Annotated in this window: 23 protein-coding genes and 1 riboswitch; of the genes, 10 read left to right on the forward strand and 13 right to left on the reverse strand. The window is 40.5% G+C overall.

Translation table 11 applies throughout. From position 1 onward, the window contains the following. Window positions 1-340 precede the first annotated feature (340 nt). Window positions 341-1234 carry a TIGR01777 family oxidoreductase gene (locus IPZ59_RS05630; RefSeq protein ID WP_236138904.1) on the reverse strand — a complete coding sequence of 298 codons (894 nt, stop codon included), beginning with the start codon at window positions 1232-1234 and terminating at the stop codon, window positions 341-343. A 96-nt stretch (window positions 1235-1330) separates the two neighbouring features. Next, a riboswitch (Fluoride riboswitch) is annotated at window positions 1331-1397 on the forward strand. A 44-nt stretch (window positions 1398-1441) separates the two neighbouring features. Between IPZ59_RS05630 and IPZ59_RS05635 the strand changes: the two genes are divergently transcribed. The 6 genes from IPZ59_RS05635 (at window position 1442) to IPZ59_RS05660 (ending at window position 10292) form a co-directional block, all read left to right on the forward strand. Next, window positions 1442-2740: a voltage-gated chloride channel family protein gene (locus IPZ59_RS05635; protein ID WP_236138905.1), complete on the forward strand. Its 1299-nt coding sequence runs from the start codon at window positions 1442-1444 to the stop codon at window positions 2738-2740. A gap of 29 nt (window positions 2741-2769) precedes the next feature. After that, complete coding sequence (locus IPZ59_RS05640) at window positions 2770-5577, forward strand: M16 family metallopeptidase (protein WP_236138906.1); 2808 nt, start codon at window positions 2770-2772, stop codon at window positions 5575-5577. A gap of 268 nt (window positions 5578-5845) precedes the next feature. Then, entirely contained in the window at window positions 5846-6463 is a 618-nt protein-coding gene (pnuC, locus tag IPZ59_RS05645; protein WP_236138907.1) for a nicotinamide riboside transporter PnuC, read from the forward strand. Beyond that, complete coding sequence (locus IPZ59_RS05650) at window positions 6456-6980, forward strand: AAA family ATPase (RefSeq protein ID WP_236138908.1); 525 nt, start codon at window positions 6456-6458, stop codon at window positions 6978-6980. The genes pnuC and IPZ59_RS05650 overlap by 8 nt, the downstream gene beginning before the upstream one ends. A gap of 137 nt (window positions 6981-7117) precedes the next feature. Then, on the forward strand, window positions 7118-8185 hold the full coding sequence (locus IPZ59_RS05655; protein WP_236138909.1) for a fatty acid desaturase family protein: 1068 nt from the start codon (window positions 7118-7120) through the stop codon (window positions 8183-8185). A gap of 1729 nt (window positions 8186-9914) precedes the next feature. After that, entirely contained in the window at window positions 9915-10292 is a 378-nt protein-coding gene (locus tag IPZ59_RS05660; RefSeq protein WP_236138910.1) for a GxxExxY protein, read from the forward strand. A gap of 345 nt (window positions 10293-10637) precedes the next feature. Here the strand turns inward: IPZ59_RS05660 and IPZ59_RS05665 are convergent, their stop codons facing one another. From IPZ59_RS05665 to IPZ59_RS05690, 6 genes are all read right to left on the reverse strand, one after another. Beyond that, window positions 10638-11111, reverse strand: a complete 474-nt coding sequence (locus IPZ59_RS05665; protein WP_236138911.1) for a hypothetical protein — start codon at window positions 11109-11111, stop codon at window positions 10638-10640. A gap of 4 nt (window positions 11112-11115) precedes the next feature. Then, window positions 11116-11709: a hypothetical protein gene (locus IPZ59_RS05670; protein ID WP_236138912.1), complete on the reverse strand. Its 594-nt coding sequence runs from the start codon at window positions 11707-11709 to the stop codon at window positions 11116-11118. Between the two features lie 54 nt (window positions 11710-11763). Beyond that, entirely contained in the window at window positions 11764-12522 is a 759-nt protein-coding gene (locus IPZ59_RS05675) for an SDR family NAD(P)-dependent oxidoreductase (protein WP_236138913.1), read from the reverse strand. A gap of 81 nt (window positions 12523-12603) precedes the next feature. Next, a complete protein-coding gene (locus IPZ59_RS05680; protein WP_236138914.1) occupies window positions 12604-13056 on the reverse strand; it encodes an RES family NAD+ phosphorylase in 453 nt (150 codons plus the stop codon). A gap of 10 nt (window positions 13057-13066) precedes the next feature. Further along, window positions 13067-13555: an antitoxin Xre/MbcA/ParS toxin-binding domain-containing protein gene (locus IPZ59_RS05685; protein WP_236138915.1), complete on the reverse strand. Its 489-nt coding sequence runs from the start codon at window positions 13553-13555 to the stop codon at window positions 13067-13069. Window positions 13556-13610: 55 nt separating this feature from the next. Beyond that, window positions 13611-14087 carry a GNAT family N-acetyltransferase gene (locus IPZ59_RS05690; protein ID WP_236138916.1) on the reverse strand — a complete coding sequence of 159 codons (477 nt, stop codon included), beginning with the start codon at window positions 14085-14087 and terminating at the stop codon, window positions 13611-13613. 110 nt (window positions 14088-14197) lie between these two features. Between IPZ59_RS05690 and IPZ59_RS05695 the strand changes: the two genes are divergently transcribed. Next, window positions 14198-14986, forward strand: a complete 789-nt coding sequence (locus tag IPZ59_RS05695; protein ID WP_236138917.1) for a type III pantothenate kinase — start codon at window positions 14198-14200, stop codon at window positions 14984-14986. Here IPZ59_RS05695 and IPZ59_RS05700 read toward each other — a convergent pair. Then, window positions 14962-15648, reverse strand: coding sequence for a peptidoglycan DD-metalloendopeptidase family protein (locus IPZ59_RS05700; RefSeq protein WP_236138918.1), 687 nt, complete (start codon window positions 15646-15648; stop codon window positions 14962-14964). The genes IPZ59_RS05695 and IPZ59_RS05700 overlap by 25 nt on opposite strands. A gap of 126 nt (window positions 15649-15774) precedes the next feature. On the opposite strand from IPZ59_RS05700, the gene IPZ59_RS05705 reads away from it, so the two are divergent. Next, on the forward strand, window positions 15775-16722 hold the full coding sequence (locus IPZ59_RS05705; RefSeq protein ID WP_236138919.1) for a pyridoxal-phosphate dependent enzyme: 948 nt from the start codon (window positions 15775-15777) through the stop codon (window positions 16720-16722). A 56-nt stretch (window positions 16723-16778) separates the two neighbouring features. On the opposite strand, the gene IPZ59_RS05710 is transcribed toward IPZ59_RS05705, so the two are convergent. From IPZ59_RS05710 to IPZ59_RS05730, 5 genes are all read right to left on the reverse strand, one after another. Then, window positions 16779-17555 (reverse strand): DUF3050 domain-containing protein, encoded by a 777-nt coding sequence (locus IPZ59_RS05710; RefSeq protein ID WP_236138920.1) that lies wholly within the window; start codon window positions 17553-17555, stop codon window positions 16779-16781. Window positions 17556-17866: 311 nt separating this feature from the next. Beyond that, a complete protein-coding gene (locus tag IPZ59_RS05715; RefSeq protein WP_236138921.1) occupies window positions 17867-19315 on the reverse strand; it encodes an aldo/keto reductase in 1449 nt (482 codons plus the stop codon). A 23-nt stretch (window positions 19316-19338) separates the two neighbouring features. Beyond that, complete coding sequence (locus IPZ59_RS05720) at window positions 19339-20778, reverse strand: APC family permease (protein WP_236138922.1); 1440 nt, start codon at window positions 20776-20778, stop codon at window positions 19339-19341. A gap of 77 nt (window positions 20779-20855) precedes the next feature. Next, window positions 20856-21533, reverse strand: a complete 678-nt coding sequence (locus tag IPZ59_RS05725) for a hypothetical protein (protein ID WP_236138923.1) — start codon at window positions 21531-21533, stop codon at window positions 20856-20858. Further along, a complete protein-coding gene (locus tag IPZ59_RS05730) occupies window positions 21530-22195 on the reverse strand; it encodes a hypothetical protein (protein ID WP_236138924.1) in 666 nt (221 codons plus the stop codon). The genes IPZ59_RS05725 and IPZ59_RS05730 overlap by 4 nt, the downstream gene beginning before the upstream one ends. 169 nt (window positions 22196-22364) lie before the next feature. On the opposite strand from IPZ59_RS05730, the gene IPZ59_RS05735 reads away from it, so the two are divergent. Beyond that, entirely contained in the window at window positions 22365-25298 is a 2934-nt protein-coding gene (locus tag IPZ59_RS05735) for a DEAD/DEAH box helicase (protein ID WP_236138925.1), read from the forward strand. A gap of 44 nt (window positions 25299-25342) precedes the next feature. Further along, window positions 25343-26197 (forward strand): formyltetrahydrofolate deformylase, encoded by an 855-nt coding sequence (purU, locus tag IPZ59_RS05740; protein ID WP_236138926.1) that lies wholly within the window; start codon window positions 25343-25345, stop codon window positions 26195-26197. Window positions 26198-26303: the final 106 nt, after the last annotated feature.

Raw genomic sequence — 26303 nt, forward strand, 5'->3', positions numbered from 1 at the left:
TATTGGATCAGGATCCACTATTTCCATTTATTTCAACCTTATTTCAAAATACTAGTTCACGCCAAACCCGCTACGAGTATCGCCACGAGCGCAAAGATTTTTTTTGATACGCACCCCAATATCCTATTATCCAAATATCAATCAATATCTTTTTAAGCCACTGATTTTCACAGATCACCACAGATGCTTTGCTGACGCAAATTATTATTGGGCCATAATCCAATATTTCAATTTATTTCCACCTTATTTCAATTCAAACCGTGATCGTAATATCCACCAATATCCACCAATATCCATCAATATCCATCAATATCCCCCAATATCCATCAATATCAACAGATTACTGATAAATCTTCTCCAAGGCTGTGTCCAAATCAGGATACCTGAATTTAAACCCTTCTTGTTCGATTTTTTTAGAGGAAACTTTATTGCCACCTAGGACCATTTGGGCCATTTCGCCTAAAGCTAGCTTCAATCCAAATCCAGGAACTCCAAAATTCACAAATAATTTGCGGACTTTCTTGGCGGCTTTTTCAGTGAGTTCGGCGTTTGTAGCAGGTTTGGGGCCTACTGCATTGTAGATACCCTGTACTTTTTCATCTTCCAAGGCAAAGACAAACATGCGTGCCAGATCATCAATCTGAATCCAACTCATCCATTGGGTTCCCGAACCAAGAGGTGCTGCCACAGGTGGCTTCATCATTTCTTTGAGTGCGCCTCCATTTTTATCCAACACTATACCTATCCTGAGCATGATTGTTCGAAGGCCCAATTTCTCCATCATTTTCACCCGGTTTTCCCAAGCAATTACTACTTGAGCCAAAAAATCTTTTCCAGCCTCACTTTCTTCGACCTGTGTAGCATCGCCTGTATTGAAGCCATAATAACCAACCGCCGAAGCTGAGATAAACACTTCAGGTTTAGCAGTAGCTTTTTCTATGGCATTGTAAAGCATTTGAGTGGATAGAGTTCTACTCTCCAAAATTGCTCTTTTACGGGAGTCGGACCAGCGCTTATCCGCTACACCTTCACCGGCTAAGTGCAAGATTGCATCAGCCCATTCGATGGCTTCAGCATCCATTGTCTGTTTGTCCACATCCCAAAAAAATGATTTTTGATTGTTTTTATCTGGACTTCTACTCAACCAAGCTACTTCAAAGCCTTTTTTCTCTAAGAGTTGGGTAATTTTTTTACCGACAAGACCGGAGCCTCCTGTGATGAGGATATTTTTCATATGCATGGGTGTTACAGCTTTAATAATGCGTTTTTGCCAATGATTGTTTCTATTTTACTTAAAATTTAAGCATTTCAAGTAAAAACTTCTATTTTTGTTGTCAATGGTGATGGGGTTCCACCAGTAACCGCACATGTTCAGTGCTGATGACTCCTACTCTAACGAACAAATCGACTGGCCGTTTGGCCATAACCCATTTATTTCTTTATGTTGGAGAGGAAAAAAGTATTATCACCGATCAGATCTTTCGTATTTACCGAGTTTTTGCCAAATTTTCGGTTTCTTTTGAAATGGCTGCTGATAGCAAGTGTTGTGGGTTTTGTTGCGGGTTCCGCCTCAGCTTTCTTTTTAGTTTCCCTAGAGTGGGTGACCAACTATCGTGAGGCGCATGTTTGGATCATAGCATTTCTACCCATATCCGGCTTACTCATCGGCTGGAGTTATTACCGCTTTGGTGCCTCTGTCAGTAAGGGCAATAATCAATTGTTGGAGGAATTTTATCAACCCACCCAAACCATCCCCTTACGAATGGCACCTCTTGTACTGTTTGGGACTTTAGCTACGCATTTGTTTGGTGGATCGGCAGGAAGGGAAGGTACAGCAGTTCAGATGGGAGGAGCCATTGCCGATCAATTGAACAAATGGTTTACGCTGACGAAGGAGGATAGAAAAATTTTGATCACCATAGGTGTTGCCGCTGGTTTTTCTTCTGTATTTGGTACACCGTTAGCGGGAGCAGTTTTTGCCTTGGAATGGCTGATTGTGGGAAGGATTCGCTATGAGGCAATTTTGCCGGCCTTTATTGGAGCATATGTGGCAGATTATGCCTGTGCTGAGTTTTGGCAGGTGCATCATACACAGTATGCTATCACGGAGGTTCCTGCTATTTCGATGGTGAATTTCTTATGGTTGATTCCAGCGGGTATACTCTTTGGCTTGGCGGGCAGATTATTTGCAAAGGCCTGCCACTTATGGGGAGATGTATTTCAGAAATACATCAGTTACCCGCCATTAAGACCTGTGGTTGGTGGGGTCTTGGTGGCATTGATTGTCTGGGCCTCGGGTACGACCAAGTACATTGGTTTGGGAGTGCCTACGATTGTGGATGCATTTGAGCAAACCCTGCCTTGGTACGATTCTTTGGCCAAGATCTTTATGACTTCACTGACACTAGGTGCAGGATTTAAAGGCGGAGAAGTGACCCCTCTATTCTTTACAGGAGCGACCCTCGGTAATGCCTTGTCCATGATCATTCCCTTGCCCATGTCCTTGTTGGCAGGAGTGGGGTTTGTAGCGGTATTTTCAGGTGCAACCAATACGCCTTTGGCATGTACACTGATGGGTTTGGAGCTTTTCGGTACAGAAGCAGGTATTTTTATAGGATTGGGCTGTGTGTTGGCCTATTTATTTTCGGGTCATGCGGGGATTTACAATTCTCAAATGATTGGTAGTCCTAAAAATTTGAAGCAGGCCGAAAGGAAAGGGAGAAGGATTGGGGAAAGTTAGCTATTTTTAAGCATCCAATTTAAAAAACCATGAATTTCAAAAAGCTGGGATTGTTGATAAGCAGCTTGCTTATCGTCCAAACATTCGTTTTTGCACAAACTAATTTGCAGCAAGAAGTACCCCTCGATCCACGCGTGCGAACAGGTACTTTACCCAATGGCTTGGTCTATTATATCCAACAAAATCCAAAGCCTGCCAATAAAGTAGAACTTCGCTTAGCAGTCAATGCAGGTTCTATTTTAGAAGATGAAGACCAATTGGGATTGGCGCATTTTACCGAGCATATGGCTTTCAATGGGACCAAAAATTTTGAAAAAAATGAGTTGGTTTCTTACCTACAATCCATTGGTGTTTCTTTTGGAGGAGATTTGAATGCGTATACTGGTTTTGATGAGACAGTTTACATTTTACCGATTCCTTCGGATGACCCTGCTAAGTTGCGCTCGGGTTTTCAGGTATTGGCGGATTGGGCTGGTGGTGTCTTGATGAAAGATGAGGATATCGATGGTGAACGAGGCATCATCGTGGAAGAATGGAGGACAGGACAGGGCTACAGTCAACGGATGCGTGACCAATACCTTCCCTTCTTACTACACGATTCCAAATACGCAAATCGATTACCAATTGGAAAGATGGAAATTGTGGAAAACTTTGCATACGAAACCATCCGGCGCTTTTACAGGGATTGGTATAGACCTAATAACATGGCTGTAGTGGCAGTAGGGGATGAAGACCCGGATAAACTGGAAGCATTGATCCAAGAGTATTTTTCGGGCCTGACTAATCCGGCCAATGCTCCGGAACGAACTGCTTTTGAAGTGCCCGTGCATGAAGAAACCTTTGTGGCAATAGTGACCGACGATGAGGCACCGGGGATTCAGCTCCAATTGTTTTACAAACACAAGGCCCTACCCACTCAGACGATTCAGGATTACAAAAACTTTTTGATGCGGACCATTTATTCTGGCATGCTTTCCCAGCGTTTGGATGAAATCAGACAAAAGCCTGACGCTCCATTTATTTTTGCAGGAACGGGCTATGGTAATTTTGTACGCGATTTAGATTACTTCTCAGCAACAGCGGTAGTAGCTCCTGGTAAAACGGCAGCCGGGATTCAGTCCTTGATAGAAGAGAATGAACGGGTAGCCAAACATGGTTTTACCCAGGCTGAATTAGATCGGGTGAAAGTTAGCTTGCTCAACAGTGCCGAGCGTGCATATAAAGAAATGGATAAGGCAGAGTCTCGAGCCATCGTAGGGAGGTATGTCAATCATTATTTGGAAGGAAGTTTTGCCGAAGGGGAAGCTTGGAAGTATGAGTTTTACAAAGAAATCTTCCCTCAAATTACCCTTAAGGAAATCAATGCGCTTGCAAAGGAGCTCGTACGTGACGATAACCGGGTAGTTGTCGTAATGGCACCAAGTAGTCAAGCGGAAACGCTTCCTTCGCAAAAGGAGGTTGTGGCCTTATTTGATAAGGTATCTCAATTAGACTTGTTGCCTTATGAAGAAAAATTATTGGCAGCCCAATTGATTTCGACTCTTCCTACTCCTGGTAAAATTACCGAGGTAGTTGCCCATGACCAAGTCGATATTCAGGAGTTTGTATTGTCCAATGGAGCGCGCGTCTACGTCAAGTCCACAGACTTCAAAAACGATGAAATCATTTTCTCCATCAGAGGCAATGGAGGTGTTTCTGTATTTGGAGATGAAGATCATTACAGTGCAAGTTATGCCGGTGTCATGGTCAATATTATGGGTGTGGGAGATTTTTCACCTTCTGATTTGAGGAAAATGTTGGCGGGTAAGACTGTTTCCGTTACTCCAAACATTGGGACATATTCCCAAACGATTTCGGGTGCTACCAGCCCCAAGGATTTGGAAACAGCCATGCAACTGATCCATTTATATTTTACAAGTCCTCGAAAAGATGCGGAGCTTTTCCAGGTTTATGTGGATAACCAAAAGTCGCAACTGGCATCTGCACAAGTTAATCCTGATTTTCAGTTTAGTGTGGCACTTAATAAGTTGATTGCCAACAATAATTTGAGAGCATTGAGTATTTATGATCCGCAAGATTTTGATAAAATCAGCATAGATAGAGGACTCGAGATCTATCGAGATCGATTCAGCAACGCAGCAAATTTTGACTTTTTCTTCACGGGGAATATTGATGTAGAAAAGTTTCTTCCAATGGTTGAGCAGTATTTCGCAAGTCTAGCAGGAGATGCTTCAAATGTGGATAACTTCAAAGATTTGGGTATCCGCCCACCAAAAGGTCGTACAGAAACCATTCGGGTAGGAACGGATGAGAAAAGTCAGGTAATTTTATTCTTCTCAGATGAACGAACGTATGACCGAGCGTTAGCCACAGATGTTTCTTTCTTAGGTGAAATTTTAACTATCAAATTAATAGAAAATCTACGGGAAGAAATCGGTGGTGTCTATGGTGTAGGTGCCAGTGGAAGTATGAGTAATCAGCCAGTTGGGCAGTTGAGTTTTTCAATTTCTTTCCCATGCAGTCCCGATATGGTTGAGAAACTTACAGCAGCTGCTTGGGCAGAAGTAAAGAAAATCCAAGAAGAAGGGCCTAGCATAGAAGACTTGGAGAAGGTGAAGGAAAAGCGTAGGATATCCTATCAGGAAAATCTGAAAAGAAATTCCTATTGGAACGGGCAAATGGTGGCTGCAAAGCAATATGATTTTCTATTTGAAAGTCTTTTGGAAGCAGGGAAAAGTATTGATGCAGTTACTCAGGAACGTGTTCAGCAAATTGCTCTACAATTGCTTACCAAAGAAAATTTATTGGAAGTAATCAAATTGCCTTTAGAAAAATAGTGGTTTCATTCCGCTAAAGCATTTATGAGTTAGAGTGGTTGAAGGTCGCGTATTTTTCTCGTTACTTCAACCACTTATAGTTAACTACTTTCACGCCAATAGCTAAGCATATGACTCTATTCATTATATTTTTATGCATCTGTTGACTGTGGTCAATTATCCGCAATAGCCTAGCTTTTATTAGTTTGAAACTAGCGTTATTGCGGATAATCAGATTCTTTTGAGTATTTTTTCTATCATCTTCCCAATTTTTACCTTATTTCGCTGTATGGATATACAATGGATTTGGCAGGGTATTTTGGAAGGCTTAGCTGAAATGACCTGGTTGGAGGCAGTTGCTGTTTTTTTTGGGATTGCTTCAGTTTTTTATTCCATCAAAAAAAATATCTTGGTTTTTCCAACTGGGATGATTTCAACCATTATCTATGTGTATATCTGCTTGAAGTATAAGCTTTACGCAGACATGGGTATCAATGCGTATTATTTTGGGATGTCCATCTATGGCTGGTATCTTTGGAGTAGACCTAATGATGGGAAAGAAGATTTACCGGTTACTTGGCTATCCACAAAAGGAATTATTCAGTCCGTTGGCTTATTTTTGATTTCTTACGGAGTACTTTATACAGTGTTATCCAACTTTACCGATTCGGATGTTCCTTATTGGGATTCATTTACAACCTCTTCGGCATTTGTAGGTATGTGGTTGATGGCCAAGAAAAAGGTAGAGAATTGGATTGCTTGGATTATCACAGACATTGTTTCTGTACCGCTCTATTTTTATAAAGGACTTATGTTGACATCTTTTCAATTCTTATTTTTCACCGTGCTTGCTACTATAGGGCTCATTGAATGGATGAAAACCGTTAAAAAAATGCAGCATGCTTAAGAAAGTGGTGATCATCGGTCCTGAATCTACCGGGAAAAGTACATTGGCTCAACAGTTGGCAGCATACTTTCAATGTCCATGGGTTCCTGAATTTGCCAGAGAATACTTGGATGCCTTGGATAGATCTTATACGTTTGGGGATTTATTACCAATAGCAAAAGGTCAATTAGACTCAGAAGATCAATTGGCAGAGCAAGCAAAAAATATATTGATCTGTGATACTGATCTGCATGTGATCAAGGTCTGGTCGGAGCATAAATATGGTAAGCTAGATGCTTGGGTCGACGAACAGGTTCAGAAGAGAGTTTACGATTTATACTTACTTACGGCTATTGATATTCCTTGGGAAGAGGATCCGATGCGAGAACATCCCGATCCAGCGATGCGAGAATACTTTTGGAATCTTTATTTACGCTTAATTGCTCAAACAGGGATTCCGTATGAAGTGATAGCGGGAGATATGGATGTACGTCTTGAAAAGTCCATAAATGCTATTGAGCACGTATTGAAGGAATAAAGGGCTAGCTATTTTATAAAGACTGGAAAAAAATAAGCTTGGAATTATCTAAAATTGTTTTAACTTTATTGCAGAATGGGTTATAACATTTTAGTTTATTTCTCATTCTGAGTAACAATTTATCCCCTTAAGTACCCATGCGTCCCCCTCGATTTAGTGCCGCGTCTTCCTTTCACGCCGATTTGAAAGAAAGGATTAAGAACTACTTTGCTGAAAAAAATCTTAGCCCTACAGGGAATTTCTCTCTGTACTTCAAGGCTATTGTAATGGTAGTTGCGTTTATTTTCATTTATGTTCACTTGGTGTTTTTTACACCATTTTGGCCATTTGCAATTTTTGAATCCATTATCCTGGGTGCTTTGACAGCTGGTATCGGCTTCAATGTCATGCATGACGGAGCCCATGGAAGTTTTAGTAGAAAAGGCTGGGTCAACGAATTGGCAGGGATATCTATCAATTTCTTAGGCGCCAACGTTTTCATGTGGAAAACCAAGCACAACGTGGCACACCATTCTTTTACTAATGTAGAAGATCATGACGATGATTTGAATGCCGGTGTTTTTCTACGTTTAGGCCCTGCGCAAAAGCGGTATAAATTGCACCGTTTTCAACACAGATATTTCATCTTTATTTATTCTATCCTGTATTTCTATTGGGTGTTTTTTACTGATTATAAAAAATACGTCACCAGAAAAGTAGGTGAAACGCCTATCAAGAAAATGAATTTTATGGAGCATGTTTCCTTTTGGGGCTTCAAAGTTGTGCACTTGTTTCTTTTCATATTCTTACCGATCTACATGGTTGGCTTCTTGCCTTGGTTGGTTGGCTTCTTGCTATTAGGGTTGTCCACAGGGGTGATTATGAGTGTGGTGTTTCAATTGGCCCATGTATTGGAAGAGACGTCATTTCCTACCCCTCACGTAGAGACAAATAAGTTGGAAGATGACTGGGCGGTACATCAGCTGAAAACTACCGCGAATTTTGCTACTCAAAATAAAGTTTTGTCATGGTTTATCGGTGGACTCAATTATCAAATTGAGCATCATCTCTTTCCACACATATCTCATATTCATTATCCCGCCATTTCTCAAATCATTAAAGAAACCTGCAGGGAGTATGGAATTCCTTACATTGAACATCCAAAAATGAGAATTGCTTTTGCCTCCCATGTCAACCATTTAAGGCATTTAGGTAAAATGGATTGATAAGTTTTAGCCACTTACAAACGGCCTGATTCTCTTTGAAGGGTCAGGCTTTTTTATTGCTTTTGAGAGAGAGAAAAAGCTGTGGAGATTTGTGTTGATCTGAAGAGATCTGTGTTTGAAATTTTGACACAGATTTGGGAATGGATTTCCGCTGATTGACACAGATTTTATTGGCTGTCGCCAAGGAGTGGTGGATAGGAAGATGTTGGTTTATTTTGGGATTTTGTTGCTTTTGAGAGAGAGAAAAAGCTGTGGAGATTTGTGTTGATCTGTAGGTATCTGTGTTTGAAATTTTAACACAGATTAAATGGTGATTTTCACAGATTTACACAGTTATTTTGGCTGTCGCCAAGGGATGATGGATAGATAGATGTTTTGTTTGAGATTTTGTTGCTTTTGAGAGAGAGAAAAAAAGCTGTGGAGATTTGTATTGATCTGTAGGTATCTGTGTTTGAAATTTTAACACAGATTAAATGGTGATTTTCACAGATTTACACAGTTATTTTGGCTGTCGCCAAGTGGTGATGGATAGATAGATGTTTTGTTTGAGATTTTGTTGCTCTTGCGAGAGAGAAAAAAAGCTGTGGAGATTTGTGTTGATCTGTAGGTATCTGTGTTTGAAATTTTGACACAGATTTGGGAATGGATTTCCGCTGATTGACACAGATTTTTTTGGCTATCGCCAAGTGGTGATGGATCGGAAGATGTTGGTTTATTTTGGGATTTTGTTGCTTTTGAGAGAGAAGAAAAGCTGTGGAGATTTGTGTTGATTGGTAGGTATCTGTGTTTGAAGTTTTGACACAGATTTGGGAATAGATTTCCGCAGATTGACACAGATTTTTTTGGCTGTAGCCAAGGGATGGTGGATAGGAAGATGTTGGTTTATTTTGGGATTTTGTTGCTTTTGAGAGAGAAGAAAAGCTGTGGAAATTTGTGTTGATCTGTAGGGATCTGTGTTTGAAATTTTGACACAGATTTGGGAATGGATTTCCGCTGATTGATACAGATTTTTTGGCTGTCGCCAAGGGATGATGAATAGGAAGATGTTGGTTTATTTGAGATTTTGTTGCTTTTGAGAGAGAGAGAAAAAGCTGTGGAGATTTGTGTTGATCTGTAGGTATCTGTGTTTGAAATTTTGACACAGATTTGGGAATGGGTTTCCGCTGATTGACACAGATTTTTTTGGCTGTAGCCAAGGGATGGTGGATAGGAAGATGTTGGTTTATTTGAGATTTTGTTGCTTTTGAGAGAGAGAAAAAAAGCTGTGGAGATTTGTGTTGATCTGTAGGTATCTGTGTTTAAAATTTTAACACAGATTAAATGGTGATTTTCACAGATTTACACAGTTATTTTGGCTGTCGCCAAGTGGTGATGGATAGATAGATGTTTTGTTTGAGATTTTGTTGCTCTTGCGAGAGAGAAGAAAAGCTGTGGAGATTTGTGTTGATCTGTAGGTATCTGTGTTTAAAATTTTAACACAGATTAAATGGTGATTTTCACAGATTTACACAGTTATTTTGGCTGTCGCCAAGTGGTGATGGATAGATAGATGTTTTGTTTGAGATTTTGTTGCTCTTGCGAGAGAGAAGAAAAGCTGTGGAGATTTGTGTTGATCTGTAGGTATCTGTGTTTAAAATTTTTACTTGACTATGGTCTTATGCTTTGATTAAGTATTTACTTAGTCGACTATTTGGATAGAGGAATGTTGTTTACTTTTTATTTTGGTAACATGGATGATATAAATGACATTTCAAGACAGATAATTGGAAAGGCTTACATGGTTTACAATACCTTAGGTCCGGGTTTTTTGGAGAAGGTGTATGAGAATTCCTTGGCTTATGAATTGAAAATGAGCGACTTGTCCGTCTCTCAACAACAGCCTATAAATGTCTATTATGAAGAGCAACTGGTAGGTATTTATAACTGTGATCTATTGGTGGACAATAGAATTCTTGTAGAAATCAAGGCTATCAAAGAACTGGAAAAAATCCATTTTGCTCAAGTTTTAAACTACTTGAAAGCATCTGATTTGAACCTTGGACTATTAATCAACTTTGGTCCGGAAGGTATAAAAGTGAAACGGATAGTAAATGGGTGGGTAGTCTAGGAGTTAGACACAGATTAAATTATGATTTTCACAGATTGACACAGATATTTTGGCTGTCGCCAAGTAGTGCTCAGCTAATATGTTAATAATGGGTTTATTTTTGATTGCTGGACTGCTGGAGAAAAGACTGTGAAGATCTGTGTTGATCTGTTCAGATCAGTGTTTAATATTTTGACACAGATTTTATTGTGGTCTTCACAGATTTTTTTGGCTGTCGCCAAGGGGTGGTGGATAGATAGATGTTGGTTGATTTAAGGTTTTGTTGCTCTTGCGAGGGAAAAAAAACTGTAAAGATTTGTGTTGATCTGTAGAGATCTGTGTTAAGATTCTATCTACAACTGTGGCTTATGTCGCTTTTTTGGGAAGGGGAGCAAAGAAGTTTACTTGTTTGATATGCTGGGATAGCTGATTGATGGTGTCGATGAGTTCGAAGATATTTGTCGATTGAAAGGGATAGAGTTCAATGCGGTTTTTACCGTCGGTATCTTCCATGAGTTTGAGAGAATATTTTTTGCTAAGTGTGGATAAGTTGGAAGGCAGTTTTTGTGGGCCGTTTTGTAGGCTTAATCCTGTGCTCTTGAAACCAAATGTTTTTTTTTCTGAAATGTAATTTTTACGAATATACTCTTTATCAAAGCCTTTGTCATAGACAGACAAAAACCCTACGGAGGGGTTTTTCAAAGGGAACTTATAATCTAAAATCAAGCGAGGGCGAATGACTACGTAATGAATTACACCATCTACGTTGTAGATATCTAGGCGGAGATTGTTCTTCTGGCATAGGAATTTCCAGAGAGTCTCCAAACGAAACAGATCCATGGCTTTACTTGGGTTTATTGATCAGCCTAAAATAGTCGGAAAAAACGGTTTTTAGAATATCCCGCTCTTTTTCTTCTTCCAATATGGAGACCCATTCGTCTTGAACCTTCATTTGTAGCTGCACTCCTTCCTCAAATTTTTGAAAATATTCCATTGCAAAATTGAAGTGATCAAATTTATTGCCTCCATAAAAAGTAAGTTCTGAAGTAACCTCTTCAGCTGTAGTGAATCTCAGTTGCAAGGGTAACTCCTCAGGATAAGGCTCGATAAAAATGTAAGCCTCATCTACAACACGATTTAAAAAAATAGCAAAATTCAACGTCGGTAGTTCCTGTGATTTTTCCCGCTTTCCATGCCGGTAAATATTCATCTTGGCATCGTTTCTTCCTTCCAAGTCATAAGAACTTGCCCGTACATTTCGAAAGTACAACCTGTCGGCATCTGTAATCCTCATTTCCGAAGGCTCCAAACCAGAGTTATTGGCTCTTTTTTCATTGAAAAAAGACATGATAAACACAAATACCAGTGTTCCTATCCCAAAAATCTTTAGGATACGAATCAATTCAGGAGAAAAGGTCTCAGATTGTTTAGAAGCCATATGCTAGTAACAGTGGTCACTTTCCAAAAGTTTTGCTAAAACCCTAGAATGGCATCAGTGCACATACGAACCTGCATTGATATCGATGGTGCAACCCGTCGCATGATCTGCCAACCCCGAACACAGTAAGGTAACCATCGGGGCTATATCTTTTGGCTCGGTTAATTCTTTCAGCGCAATATCATTTAACGCATATGCCTCTCCATACTGATCCATAAAATCCTGAGCCATGTCGGTGCGCGTAAAACCGGGTGCAATGATGAAAGCTTTGATGCCGGATTTGCCATAGTAGCGTGCAATGGAGCGTGTGTAACTCACTATCGCTGCTTTGGAGGCAGCATAAGCAAGGTAATCCGGAGTATCTCCGCGGAATGCTGCTCTAGAAGAAATGTTGATAACTCTCCCTTGTTGGTTTGTAGTGGCATGTTCAATAAATTCTTTGGTGATGATCGCCAAGGCATTGATATTGACATTCATGGTTTGCAGCCAAGCATCTGTCCAATCATCAGTTGGGGCATTGTCAGGTATGGAGATTGCGATCCCTGCATTGTTGACAACTGCATCAATCTTTCCATAAGTTTCCGTCAATCCTCTAAACCAGCCTTTTACTGCATTCAAATCTGAAAGGTCACAAGGCACTAAATAGCTTTTGCCTACTAAGGATTCTTGAAGCTTTTTGGCCTCCGCTTCATTTCGATTGTAGTGCAGTAACAATTCTGCTCCTGATGTGGATAACTGTTCGGCTATTCCTCTTCCAATACCTCTGGAAGCTCCTGTCACCAAAATTCGCTGACCTTTCAATGATACATGCATAAGAATGTGGGTTGATTTTTCTGTCTGTAAGTTAAAGAAAAGGATTTACTTGTTTCAAATACTTTTCCACAAGTAAGCATACTAAACCAAAAAGTTAACCGGTTCTATTCCGATCAAATCCACCTGCTGCAAAAAATCCGGATGTAATGGATTCACTAGTAAGTTATGTTCCTGTGGATAATTCACGAAGGGTATCCTGCAAGAAGGCACTTTCAATGCAATAGAATCTTTTTGCTGAGCCCAATAAGTTCCCATATATTGAGTGCTTTTGGGATGGGGTCTATGTTTCCAATCTTCTGGAAGATCTGTGCTATCTACAAAGGGAACTTCCGCATGTACATCAAAAATAACCAAGGACCATTGGCTTTTTGTAACCACTGGTCCTCGAATACTTAGCAATTCCAGAAAATTGAGAGATGTATGGCTACAAGCATAGATCAAGGGGGTTCCGTATTGATTCCATCTTCCTGAACCCGGACCGTAACCTAAGGGTGTTCTCCCCGGTAGATTCTCAATAAGTCTGTAGTATCTCAATGTGGATAAATCAAAATACTGTACCCCAAGACATGGCATCCAATGCCTGATCCACCAAATCTATCCCCCGTGGATGCAATAAGATATCCACAGGCTTTTGAGAGCCTAAAGCCTCATTGATGGTATGAAGCCAAGTGGAAAACAACTCCTCTGATCCAAATATGCGAATACCTTTGGCAACTATCTTATCCATATCCTTGATACTTTTGGTGAGCAACTTGGTCAATAAACGATCATCTTTCTTCCAACGTACTAATGTGCTCGGGTCTACCTCCATCAATACAGCAATCTCTGCTTGGGTATATTGGAAATAATCAAACAAAACCATGGTCTCCGATAGACGAAAACGCTCCTCTACCAAAGACGGCTCTGCGACTGTAGCGTATCCTAAATCTTGCTTGAAAAAATAGTGCTCCTCACTAGCCTCCTGAAAGGATGAGATGCCCTGACTATCGGAAAGTCGTGAGGGAAATGAATATTTTTTTGATGAATACGCCATACACAAATTTAACCAAAATTATCTTAATTGCAAAATTTTATTATTGTATTTACAATCATTTAAGTATCTCTCTAATTTGATAATCCTGTAGGTTACAGTTGATCCACTCTCCATCAAGGTCAGCGCCGTATTTCTTATAAAAATTAATGGCGGGTTCGTTCCAATCCAGTACTTGCCATGTCATTCCAGAGCATCCATCATCCAAACATTTTTGCATGGTTTGGTCAAATAGCAGCTTTCCTGCACCATTCCCCCGTTCGGATTCTGTCACGACAATATCTTCTAGATACAATCGCTTCCCTTTCCAAGTACTGTAGCGATAATAATAGATGGAGATGCCTATGATTTCTTGAGTAGCTTCTTTGATAGCAACATAAAATCCAAAAACAGGCTGAGGTCCAAAGCCATCCTGTTCCATTTTTTCCACAGTGTTGATAACTTGTTCTGGGGCTTTTTCATATAAGGCAAGCTCTTTTACCAATTCCAATACCCTTGGCAGGTCCTCAATTTTTCCTTTTCTGATCTGATACATAGTGATTGATTTTGGTTGAAGGTGGGAAATATTTGAAAAAAATAAAAGTCTGATTGCATAATTGGAGGCATTCATACCTGATGGATGGCTTTTCTTTCTAACTTAGGGCCATGTTTTGTTCAATTGATGCAGGTAATTCCAATATTGTTTTTGGCTTTTATGACGAAGTCAAGAAGTCTTGGATTCACGAATTTCGAGTAAAGACGTCTAAAAAACTCACTGTGCTAGCATTAGAAAAAGCTGTACACTTATTTTTTCTAGAAAATGACATCAAAATTGACGAATTGTCGGGCGTTGGAATTTCCTCTGTGGTACCGGAAGTCAATCAGGTGCTACAACAATTTTGCTCAGAATACCTTGGAAAATCTTGTTACCTGATTGCTGCGGATTCTTATCCTCTATTATCCGTGAAAACAGGACGTCCCAACGAAATAGGCTCCGATCTGATGTGTAATGCATTTGCTGCATTTGAACGGATGGCTGGTCCATGTATTGTGGTAGACTTTGGCACAGCCCTTACTTTTACGGTAATAGGAGAAGATGGGCAGATTTTGGGTGTGAATATTGCTCCTGGGTTGAAGACCGCTATCAAATCTTTATTTTCCAATACTTCCAAACTTCCAGAAGTAGCCCTTCAATTGCCTGATTCCTTACTCGGAAAAGATACCGTGCATGCCATTCAAGCAGGAGTATTGTATGGCTATGTAGGCCTAGTCAAGGAAATGCTCAAAGGCATCCAATTGGAATTGGGGTACCGCTGTCATATCATAGCTACAGGTGGCTTATCTTCAATTCTTACCTCTGTTCAGCAAGAGTTTGATTTAGTAGACCGATATTTGACAGTTGATGGAATTCGCTTGATTACCTTAGCCAATCAAATTAAAAAAGGAATTAGATAAGCAGGATCTGGACAGATGGCCTGAAATTTTTCTTGTTCTCTGTGTGAGCAAACTCCTGGAAAGTCCCCCCAATTTCCCATCATATCCCACATGAGTTGGAAGTGCAAGTGTGGAGGCCAGTCACCATTTTCGGGAAAAGGGCCTATATGCGCTATTTTTTCTCCTGCCTTGATGACTTGTCCTGTGTGGATATCCCTCAAGTCTTCCAGACAAAGGTGGCCATAAAGGGTGTAAAGTTTTTGATCGTTGATTTCATGTTCCAGAATGATGGTAGGACCATAATTACCAAAGCCGGCATTATCCTGAAAACTGTGGATAACTCCATCTAAGGGAGCGAAAAGGGGCGTGAGAGGAGCAGCCCAAATATCAATGCCCATGTGAATATCTCTAAAATCCTCCGCTGCGGTAGCGAAGACCTGACTTCTGCTGTAAATAGCCCGGTGTTCGAAATAACCACCGATCCCAAATGCCTTCCCTTGTTTCCTGAGTTCATCGAAAACAAAAAAATTAAATGCTTCGGTATTTGATAGATCAACTGTTCTCAAGCGTTCATTGCTAGGTGAAAAATCCAATTGGGCAGTATTTTCCAAGGTAAGCGCTTTGCCTAAAACAGGATATACACTGGTATTTGCAAGAAATTGTTTGATCGAAGGATATTCCATGGACTCAAAATTAAAACAAGATGGCTTGAAACAGTTGCCACTACTGTAAAAAATTGTACCTATAGCCCTTCTCTCGTACAAGATGTACCCAAGTATTTTGTAATTTTCAGCACTAATTTGATACCTATGGAATTTCCAAGTTTGGCGGCTATCCAAGCAGCACATGCACGCATACAGCCCTTCATTCACCATACTCCCATCCTGAAATCAGATGCCATTAATGAGCTTGCTGGCTGTGAGATTTATTTCAAGTGTGAAAATTTTCAGAAAGTTGGGGCTTTCAAAGCAAGAGGTGCTGCCAATGCTGTGATGAAGTTGACTCCAGAGCAAAAGGCAAATGGTGTAGCCACCCATTCTTCAGGTAATCATGCAGCAGCCTTGGCGCGAGCTGCTACGGTAGCGGGTATTCCTTCTTACATTGTCATGCCTTCTAATGCTCCCGAAATCAAAAAGAAGGCAGTCAAAGGATATGGAGGTGAAATTATCGAATGTGAGCCCAACTTGATGGCTCGAGAAACTACCTTGCAAACGGTGGTTGAAAAAACTGGGGCTACGTTCATCCCTCCTTACGACTTTATGGATGTGGTGGAGGGACAGGCAACCTGTGCCTTAGAAATGTGGAGCGAAGGTATAGCTTTTGATACGATCATGGCTCCTGTCGGTGGAGGTGGCTTGCTAGGAGGAACTGCGCTGACTACCAAGTATATTTCGCCAACCACACAGGTGATCGCTGGAGAACCCGCAGGTGCTGATGACGCCTATCGTTCGTTTCATGCCAAAAAACTGATACCTATGGAGGGCCCAAAGACTATATCTGATGGCTTGTTAACTTCCTTAGGCAAAATTAATTTCGAAATCATCATGGAACATGTAGACGACATCTTGACGGTCAATGATGATGAAATCATCGAAGCCATGCGCTTGATTTATGAGCGGATGAAAATTGTTATCGAGCCCAGTTGTGCTGTTCCTCTTGCCGCATTGTTAAAAAATAAAGAACGTTTTACTGGTCAGAAAGTGGGAATTATTTTATCCGGAGGTAATGTGGATTTGGCCAAACTGCCATTTAAATAAAAATAGCGCATGTTAGTGCGCTATTTTTATCTTGTGTAAAATTTAATTTATCTCAATTAAACTGTCTGAAGGATCTGCTCATGTATACCATCCCATAGGACTTTACGGACTTTCAATGCTTCGATAGCAGCTTGTGTGGTTTCCTCCCACTTTACAGGATCGTTACCGCAAAGGTCTTCCAGCATGCGCATTGCCAAAGGTCCATGATGGTCTTCGTCTAAATGGATGTGTCTTTCAAAGTAATATTCTAGGGTTTGCAATTCACCTGGTTTGGTTTGAATCAGGTCATTGACAAGTTTTCTAAACATATCGGGAATTAAATCCTCTCTTCCCAAGGTAAAGGAAGCCGCTATTTCATGTGCTTTCCCTTTTTCAATTAATGCAAAGTTCGTCAAGAGGAATTGTTTGGTGCTTTCAGGGATTTCCATCCACATCAATAAGTTTCGGAAGTCTTTTCCAAAATCCAAATCTTGTATCAATCGATCGATTTTCTGTGTATTGGCCCCCGCTTCTTTCATAGCAGTAAGATACAGTTCAAAATGACTGCAATACCCTCCTTTTCCATCCTCATCCGACTCTTCAGCCAATACGATATCGTTAATCAAACGGGTTACCAAGGGATTACCAGAGGGTCTCCACGGCAGACTGCTTCCCGTCAATCGAAGTTGCAAAGCCTTCAACAAGCTCATAAAGTCCCATACAGCATAGACATGTTGTTCCATGAACAGCTGAAAATCTTCCAAGGTCTTCATGTCTTGATAAATCGGATGTGCAAGCAACTCTTCTCTGTGTGGCGCTATGGCCTTCATTAAGTTTTCAATATTCGGATTCATATTTCAAGGGGTAATTCCAGTTGTAAACCTGAAATACGGAAAAATGATTTCCAAAGGATGAGACTTTGGGCACATTTTTCGAGGAATTGAAATAAACGGTATCACTTCTACAATGAAATGCAGAGGGATTCAGCTAGTTCAACCAATTTTACTTAACTATAGTACCCGAATACTCACCTTAAAGAGACTGTTTCTCGCCACGATCGCAACGAATAACGCAACGCACACAAAGTTTTATTTCAATTTATTTCCACCATATTTCTACGTTATTTCAATCTTTGTTGCCGAACACTATCCCAATAGCTAACTTCTTACAAAACAGCATCCGCCTCGATTTCCACCAAATACCCATCTCCAACCAATTTTGCCTCTACCAACGTATTAGCAGGCTGAATATGGCCAAATTTTTTCCCATGAGCACGGGCAACTGGCTCCCAATCCAGAATGGAATTGACAAAAATTCTTGTCCGGACTACATCTTCCAACTTTCCCCCCAGGGACTCAATGGCTGCTTCGAGTTTATCTAAAACAAAAGCTGCTTGTGCCCCTGCGTCCGACCCTCCAATAAGCAGGGAACCGTGCGTAGCAGTCGTACCGGATACAGCTATGGTGTTTCCCTTTCTTACAGCTCTACAATACCCTGCCATTGGTTCCCAAGGAGTACCGCTAAATACTTTCAAGGATTGATTGGGGCCCTCCACTGCTTCAAAAGTTTTTGGAATATACTCTAAATGGTGGCTGAGATCCCCGGAAGCAGTCAAGAATGGTGGCTTGCGATATTCGTCTCCACAATCCCCTGGAATAGGTTTCAGCAATTCCCTTGCGGTGGATAAGTCACGTTTGTCAACAGCATCCAGTTCAAATTCGAATAGCCTTAAAGTATCGTTTATATGCGCACTCTCACCCAATCTAGCACCAATAATCACCCCTGCCACATAAGGTCTGTCCATGATATACTTGGTAGCTACATTAGCGATCGATGCTTGATGTTTTTTCGCCACTTCATGCAAAATATCCAAGGCTTGCTGATAGGCCTGCCAACCTCCTGCCGCATCTATGAAGCGCTTATACTTCATCTGTGACCAAGTAGCAGTTGTGGATAAGTTTGGTTCAGGACTATTGAGCCATTTGTTGCTCAAAAATCCACCAGCCAAAGTTCCATAAGCCAATAATTTGACACCATAGGAATTGCAGACAGTGGACATTTCCAACGATGCCCGCTCATCCAAGATCGAATGAGAAACCTGATTACTAACTAATGGAATACCTGAAGCACAGGCAATCCTTAGGTGGGCAGCATCAAAATTGGTAACGCCCAGTTGCCCTATCAATCCCTCTTCCTTCAACTCTTTCAACCAAAACAGCTGATCCAACCAAACAGGATCCAGATAATTCCATGCGTGGTATTGAAGCAAGGGTATTTGGTCCAATTGCATACGCTCCAAGGCAAGTTCAACAGCAGCTTTGGTTTCTTGAAAGCTTGATTTCCCCGGTTTAGGTACCCATTTGGTGAAGAAAACAGCATTTTTTCCAAGTGGATGCTTTTGTCGGAAAGTTCCTGCAATAACCTCAGCCGATCCGTAATGGTCAGCCATATCGAAGGTGGTCAGCCCAGACTCCAAATAGGGCGCCATGTGAAGACTCGTAGTCAACGGATCCAACACGTTTCCTGAGCGTTCCAAATCTGCGATTTGCCATAATCCTGTCAAGGCTCTTGAAATTGTCAATCCTGGAGCTAATTCTGTGTATAAATTTTGCATGGTGTTGGGTTGTATGCTAATGTTCAGTGAATCTTTTTGAGCTTTCTAAATTTAAGGAAGAAAATCAAGGAGGCAAGTATCATGACCAAAATCCAAACATAGGTGGAGTGAAAATACCAGGCCTCGACTTCGGTAATGAGATCCTTGTAGGTGTGGACAACCAGAAAAAAACTTAGGGTAGCGACACCAGTCCAAGCTATGATTTTACGTGTGGATACGTTTTTGGCAAGAAGGAGTTTGGATGAAATGGAGGGATTAATGCTGTCAATTTTTGCCAAGGTGAGACAAATCAACAGAAAATTGACCATCATAGAAGTCACCATGATATCGATACCCAAAAAGAAATTGCCTGCGAAATGACTTCCCAATACACCCACGCTTGCAACAATTCCACTTAAGATTAAGGCATTGTATGGAGTTTGGTTGGTAGTATGCAAGTTTGACAAAGTTTTGGGAAAAATCCCATCTTCAGACCAAGCGAAAACTAACCGTGATACCGAGAGCAACATCGCGGGCAGATCGTTGATCAATGCTACTGCCGCGCCTGCCACAATCAATAGGATGAGGTAATCAGGTAAAAGTGGTGCAAGGAGCCCAGGGGCGGTGATGTCCCGCTGATTGGCTTCCTGTGCTACATATTCCCATGGAATGGTATTATAAACAGCCATGGTGAATAATACATAGTATAGCCCCACAATTCCAATTGTCAAGCCTATGGCGACGGGTAAATTCCTTCCCGGATTTTTAGCTTCACCCCCTGCCTGTGCAATGGAATCAAAACCAATAAAACTCGCAAACAAGAGTGCTCCTGCTGAAAGGAATGTGGATAACTTAAAATCGGAGGATTTCTCCATCAGAGGAAAGCTGCCTGTTTTATCCACAACTGCTTGTGTGAAATCATCTTGATTGAAGAAAAATCCGGTGATGATGACCACTCCTCCCATTCCAAACATCAATACCATTAAGGGGATAATTGACTTTTGGTAGGATTGAAGACCGCGGATATTTATCCACACATAGGTCCAAATCAAGGCTAAGGCCAGTCCTATCCTGACCAATCCTGTTTCCAGGCCTAGAGCTAAACCTTCCCATTGAAGTGCTTCGGCAATATCTCGTAGAAAGGGTATAGTAACATACGCTACCACTCCAATTACAATAGATAATCCAAACCACTGGGAAAATGAGGCTACAAATCCCAGATACGGATGCAGACCTCGACTAGCATAAATATAACTTCCACCTGCTTTGGGCATGCCGGTCGCAAGGGCAGCATAGGCATATGCTGCGAAAAGTGCCGGGATGGCTGCAAACAAAAACGCAGGCAACACCCAGGCTCCTATACCAGGTACGTGTTTTTGAATCATAAATGGCACTACATTGATGGAAGCTCCCAACATGGAGCATACACCTGTGGCCACCAAACCAGTGAGTCCAAGTTGTCTTTGGAGAGTTGTGTTACCCATGTACCGATATTCTAAGCAAGCAAAATCTTAAAAGTTTGATTCAAATCAAAGCCATCCCACCATGTATTTCTAGGGATTTAAAAGACAAAATTAAAACCTATGCCAATGGCCTGTCCGAAAGAAAAGCCAATTCCTCTATTGATTTGTTTATCGGGCTCAGGTCGACTATCGAGGGCAGGGAAATCAATTTCTTGTCTATTGATTGTAAGGAAGGGTACAGCTATTTCTAGGCTCAAATTAGGTAGCATCCAATAATGTAATCCCACAGATAATCTGCCTTCGTAATTTTTCACCGTTTGATTGGTTTGTACAGTAGTGGTAGTATTATTTTCAAATCGTTGCTCCCACCAAGAATATCCTATTCTTCCTTCTGCAAAAATTTGGAGATTTTCATCCATATCGAAAAACCCTCGGGTAAATATACCCAGCCCATTACTATCCACCCAGTCTTGTGAGGATGTTGGAATAACTCCGGAAGTTAATTGTTCACTAGCGAATTTTAATCTAGCAAAGTTGACATCAACGCCCACTAACCACTTGTCGCTTAGCATATATCCTAATCTTGGAGAAAAATCAATACTTCGGGTAAAATTCGAGCTTTCATAAAGTACACTGGAAGAAGTAGAAAACCCATCATTAGAGATTCCTACACTTGCATTTACTTGACCGCTGATTAGCCATAAGCCTTTCTCAACCTGTGCCATAGAGGATGCTAACAATCCAAAGAAAATCAAGATCAAAAGTATGTATCTCATCTCGGCTTGCTGATAAAAAAGTTAAAACCCAAGGATAAAAAATTACCATTCAATCCTGTAGAAAATGAATGTACACGTTCTTTTCGTTCACCAGTTCCTTGCGGAGTTTTTGAAATTTCAAATAGGTAATTCAATGGATTGACAGCTCCCTCTATGGCAATCCACCTTCTTGGGAAGTAAGTAATACCAGCTCGAGTGTTCAAGCTTATCCCGCTATTTTTGCGTAAGATCGGATTATTTTCAAATTGAATAGTTTCAAATGTTCCAAAGGTGTAGGCTACCCCTGCTTGAAGATGAAAAAATACTTGTTCATTGATTGGTATAAATTTCCTAGTGAAGATTCCCGCTTGACCTGACCTTTGATTTTGTTGATTGATGTTAGCTCCAGTTTGGTTGTTTGTAAGTGTTGAGTTAGAACTCTGAAATCCAATATTCCCACCAAGTACCCAGTTCTTTTTAAAGAAATATCCAATGCTCGGTTGTATAGCATATGTGTTCGAAGTAGACCGGGTATCAGGAAAATTGGCAGAACCAATCCTAAGATTGTTGCCTGAGCTTAAGCTCACCTGCCCACCAATCATCCAAATTCCTTCTTCTGTTTGGGCAGATAGGCTTGCTGTGATAAGGAACAATAAGAGTAGACTTACTAAATTTTTCTTCATGCAACAATGATAAGCAGATTCAACTACATAAAAAATAGTTGATTGAACTTCTGCCTTTAAGTTGCCATCCTTTTTTATTTTCTTGATTTATTCCGTATTTTTCGAACTAGTTTCAATTGAAAAAACCCAAGTAAACTCATTTTCAGCCTCTTTGTGAGGGATTCAGCCTATGAAAGTTTCTGCCGAGCAACCTTTTGAGATTGTTTATTCCCTGTTTAGTCATGAGTTTTTAGGACTATTGTTTGAGTCTTTTGCCGTGCAACTGGATGAAAAAGGACGTTTGTCGTTTGCTTATCAAAATATCTCCCATGTCAATGCCAAAGAATTTGCATCGGGCTTGGATGCAATGGACTACAAACTCATCCAGTGGATGGATGACATGCAGCAAGATGCAGTAGTGAAAAAGTTTAACACAAAAAAGCTGAAAGCTAAGGAGTACCTCAGGAAGGTTTATGATCCAAAAACTGGAAATAAGGTAATTCAAGAGCAAATCGACATTAAATTAGAGCATATACGCGCCAAGATTTTAGAAAAACTTCAAGGAAAAAGGCTGTTTGAAATGGGGAATGATGGTAACCCTACTTGGCGGGAGATTGAAATCATGCCAGAGAAGGCTTCCGTGTTATTTCATTTTCGAAGAAATGAGGATAATACACACTATTTCCCAACAATCAAATATGCAGGTGAAAAGCTTGAGTGGCAATATAGAAATGCTTATCTGATTTGTCATGAACCTGCTTGGATGGTTTTGAATGGACAACTATATAGTTTTCAAAAAAATATTGACGGCCACAAGCTTCAACCATTTTTGAACAAGAAATTCATTGTCATCCCCAAGTCGGTGGAAGAACAATATTATAAGAAATTTGTCAAGCAGCTTGTTACTTCTTTTGATGTGTATGCCGTAGGTTTTGATATCAAAGTGGAGCGGTCTGCTCCTATTCCTTTTTTGTGTTTGTCAGAATTGGCAACAGCCCCTAAAAAAGATTTGTTTGGGAATGACATGGGTGATCAAGAGGAAGATCGAATCGTATTTGATCTTCAGTTCAATTATGGAGAATATACCTTCCGTGCTGAAAATAAGGTAAGTACAAATGTTGAGGTAGAAAAAATTGAAGACAATTATATTTTTCACAAAGTAATTAGAGATCTCTCCAAAGAAAAATACTATACTGATTTCCTGGATAAGTTGGGTCTTCAAGTGAAAAATGGTCGAATCTCCCAACCAAAGTCCATTGCTTTTGGATGGATCAATGCTAATAAATCTGTCATTGAAGACTTGGGAATAAGTATCAAACAAGCAGTCAATGCACAGGGGAAACGCTATTTTATTGGATATGCGCATATTTCGGTAGAAGTAAAGGAAAACATCGATTGGTTTGATGTAAATGCATTGATAAAGTTTGGCCCTTTTTCCATCCCCTTCCAAAAAATAAGGAAAATTTTATTGCAAGGTAAGACTGAGTTTGAGTTACCAAATGGGGAAATTGCTGTCATTCCACACAGTTGGTTTGTCAACTATTCGGAAATGTTTGCTTTTATGGAGGACTCTCAAGTAGAGGATTCAGAAGGACAGATGATTCTCAAAAAGCATCACATTTCATTAGCTCAGCAATTACAAGAGGATAATTTGGTACAACTGACTTTGAGTAGAAAGTTGGAAAAATTGCGTGATTTCAGTCAGATAGAAGATTACCCTTTATCCCCATTATTCAAAGGCAAACTAAGACCATATCAAAAGGCTGGGTATAATTGGTTACGTTTTCTCAACGAATACAAGTTTGGCGGTTGCTTGGCAGATGATATGGGGTTGGGTAAAACTGTTCAAACCTTGGCTTTGTTAGCCCATGAAAAAGAAAACAACCCTGGCAGCACCTCTCTCTTGGTCATGCCTACTTCACTGGTATATAACTGGGAGTTGGAGGCTAAAAAGTTTACTCCGAAACTCAAAATTCTGACCTATACAGGGACGCACCGAATCAAGGATAGCAAGCGATTTGCCAAATATGATTTGGTATTGACGTCTTATGGTATTACCCGTATGGATGTAGATGTCTTGAAAGAGTTCTACTTTAATTACATCATATTAGATGAATCTCAGGCGATCAAGAATCCAGGGAGTATTATTTCAAGGGCTGTAAATGAATTGCATTGCAGGCAACGACTGATCTTGACAGGTACACCTGTAGAAAATGGAACTATGGATTTGTGGTCCCAAATGAACTTTATCAATCATGGATTGCTTGGAAGTCAGGGTGTATTTAAAAAGCAGTTTTTGCTTCCGATAGAAAAGCATAGCGATGTCGAGAAAGCAAGCAAGTTACATGCCATCATCAAGCCGTTTATTTTGCGGAGGATGAAATCTCAAGTCGCTACTGATTTGCCTGAAAAGGTCATCAATGTCAAGTACGCGACGATGACTCCTGAACAAGAGGAAGCCTATGAGCAAATAAAGAGTTATTATCGAGAAAAAATTGTTTCCGAAATGGGACTGCCAGGGATGAAAAATCAGCAATTCACTTTATTGCGAGGATTGACACAGCTTAGACAGATTGCCAATCACCCTAAGCTAACCGATAAGGACTATTCAGGAGATTCAGGGAAGTTGGAAAACATTATTCACATGGTGCGCGAGACGGCTTCGGAGGGGCATAAAGTGCTGATATTTAGTCAATTCGTTAGGCATTTGGCGATAGTTCGAGAATTTTTAGATCAAGAAGGAGTCAAATATGCCTATTTAGATGGTATGACAAAAGACAGACAGGCACAAGTGCAATCTTTTCAAGAGGATGATTCTGTAAAAATATTCCTGATTTCTCTAAAAGCTGGTGGTGTTGGGCTTAATTTGACCAAGGCAGAATATGTCTTTTTGTTGGATCCATGGTGGAATCCTGCGGTAGAAGCACAAGCTATTGACAGAGCTCATCGAATTGGACAACAAAATAAGGTTATCATCTATAAGTTTATTACTAGAAATACTGTAGAGGAGAAGATTATGGCCCTGCAAGAACGAAAAATGGCATTGGCAGGTGAGTTGATCAGTACGGAAGAAAGTTTTATGAAGAGTCTGAGTAAAGATGATATTGAGGCGCTCTTGGAGTAGTGAAAATTAAATTAAGTTTAGGTATAATTTTTATGATGTAAATTATGAACAAAGCAATCATCACCATTCAATGCCAAGACCAGAAAGGAATTGTGGCAACTGTATCTGATTTTTTATATAATTATCAGGGCAATATTTTGGAAGTAGATCAACATGTAGACGAGGAGGTCGGCATGTTTTTTATGCGGGCGGCCTGGGAATTGGATAGCTTTGCCTTAGCAAAAGAGTCCATAGAAAGCGCCTTTAGGGAAGAGGTGGCAAACAAGTTTGGGATGAGCTTCGACTTGTACTTCAACACCCAAAAGCCTCGGATGGCGATTTTTGTTTCCAAACTCAGTCATTGCTTGTTCGATATCCTTAGCCGATATTATAATGGACAGTTTGATGTAGAGATTCCGTTGGTCATTTCTAATCACTTAGATCTTAAGAAAGTTGTTACGGCTTTTCGTATTCCTTTTTACCACCTACCAATGGATAAATCCAATAAAGCATCGGTAGAACTGCAACAAATTGAGTTATTGAAGCAGCATCATGTTGACTTTGTTGTCTTAGCGCGTTACATGCAGATTTTGAGTGGAGATTTTATCAAGACTTTCCCTAATCAAATCATTAACATCCACCATTCCTTTTTGCCAGCTTTTGTTGGGGCCAAGCCTTATCATGCGGCTTATGAACGAGGGGTGAAAATTATTGGCGCTACGGCGCACTATGTAACAGAGGAACTTGACGCGGGCCCCATCATAGAGCAAGAAGTTGCCCGTGTCAGACACCATAATTCTGTAAGTGATTTGGTTCAGATTGGTCAGGATGTAGAAAAGGTCGTACTCTCCAAGGCAATCAAGTACCATTTGGAGCGAAAAGTATTGGCTTACCGGAATAAGACTGTTATCTTTTATTGATCAATACGATTATCCGCAATTGCATCAGAGTAAATAATATACAGCGTGTTGCGGATAATCGACCACTGTCTACGGTCTACAGTAAACATGTCCCCTCATGAAATAG

This window comes from Mongoliitalea daihaiensis (assembly GCF_021596945.1).
In the GTDB taxonomy this organism is placed as follows: Bacteria; Bacteroidota; Bacteroidia; order Cytophagales; family Cyclobacteriaceae; genus Mongoliitalea; species Mongoliitalea daihaiensis.

Bases quoted from the DNA above. Each gene is read 5' to 3' on its own strand.
- IPZ59_RS05630 (WP_236138904.1), bottom strand. From the start codon at position 1,234: ATGAAAAATATCCTCATCACAGGAGGCTCCGGTCTTGTCGGTAAAAAA.
- IPZ59_RS05635 (WP_236138905.1), top strand. From the start codon at position 1,442: ATGTTGGAGAGGAAAAAAGTATTATCACCGATCAGATCTTTCGTATTT.
- IPZ59_RS05640 (WP_236138906.1), top strand. From the start codon at position 2,770: ATGAATTTCAAAAAGCTGGGATTGTTGATAAGCAGCTTGCTTATCGTC.
- pnuC (WP_236138907.1), top strand. From the start codon at position 5,846: ATGGATATACAATGGATTTGGCAGGGTATTTTGGAAGGCTTAGCTGAA.
- IPZ59_RS05650 (WP_236138908.1), top strand. From the start codon at position 6,456: ATGCTTAAGAAAGTGGTGATCATCGGTCCTGAATCTACCGGGAAAAGT.
- IPZ59_RS05655 (WP_236138909.1), top strand. From the start codon at position 7,118: ATGCGTCCCCCTCGATTTAGTGCCGCGTCTTCCTTTCACGCCGATTTG.
- IPZ59_RS05660 (WP_236138910.1), top strand. From the start codon at position 9,915: ATGGATGATATAAATGACATTTCAAGACAGATAATTGGAAAGGCTTAC.
- IPZ59_RS05665 (WP_236138911.1), bottom strand. From the start codon at position 11,111: ATGGATCTGTTTCGTTTGGAGACTCTCTGGAAATTCCTATGCCAGAAG.
- IPZ59_RS05670 (WP_236138912.1), bottom strand. From the start codon at position 11,709: ATGGCTTCTAAACAATCTGAGACCTTTTCTCCTGAATTGATTCGTATC.
- IPZ59_RS05675 (WP_236138913.1), bottom strand. From the start codon at position 12,522: ATGCATGTATCATTGAAAGGTCAGCGAATTTTGGTGACAGGAGCTTCC.
- IPZ59_RS05685 (WP_236138915.1), bottom strand. From the start codon at position 13,555: ATGGCGTATTCATCAAAAAAATATTCATTTCCCTCACGACTTTCCGAT.
- IPZ59_RS05690 (WP_236138916.1), bottom strand. From the start codon at position 14,087: ATGTATCAGATCAGAAAAGGAAAAATTGAGGACCTGCCAAGGGTATTG.
- IPZ59_RS05695 (WP_236138917.1), top strand. From the start codon at position 14,198: ATGTTTTGTTCAATTGATGCAGGTAATTCCAATATTGTTTTTGGCTTT.
- IPZ59_RS05700 (WP_236138918.1), bottom strand. From the start codon at position 15,648: ATGGAATATCCTTCGATCAAACAATTTCTTGCAAATACCAGTGTATAT.
- IPZ59_RS05705 (WP_236138919.1), top strand. From the start codon at position 15,775: ATGGAATTTCCAAGTTTGGCGGCTATCCAAGCAGCACATGCACGCATA.
- IPZ59_RS05710 (WP_236138920.1), bottom strand. From the start codon at position 17,555: ATGAATCCGAATATTGAAAACTTAATGAAGGCCATAGCGCCACACAGA.
- IPZ59_RS05715 (WP_236138921.1), bottom strand. From the start codon at position 19,315: ATGCAAAATTTATACACAGAATTAGCTCCAGGATTGACAATTTCAAGA.
- IPZ59_RS05720 (WP_236138922.1), bottom strand. From the start codon at position 20,778: ATGGGTAACACAACTCTCCAAAGACAACTTGGACTCACTGGTTTGGTG.
- IPZ59_RS05725 (WP_236138923.1), bottom strand. From the start codon at position 21,533: ATGAGATACATACTTTTGATCTTGATTTTCTTTGGATTGTTAGCATCC.
- IPZ59_RS05730 (WP_236138924.1), bottom strand. From the start codon at position 22,195: ATGAAGAAAAATTTAGTAAGTCTACTCTTATTGTTCCTTATCACAGCA.
- IPZ59_RS05735 (WP_236138925.1), top strand. From the start codon at position 22,365: ATGAAAGTTTCTGCCGAGCAACCTTTTGAGATTGTTTATTCCCTGTTT.
- purU (WP_236138926.1), top strand. From the start codon at position 25,343: ATGAACAAAGCAATCATCACCATTCAATGCCAAGACCAGAAAGGAATT.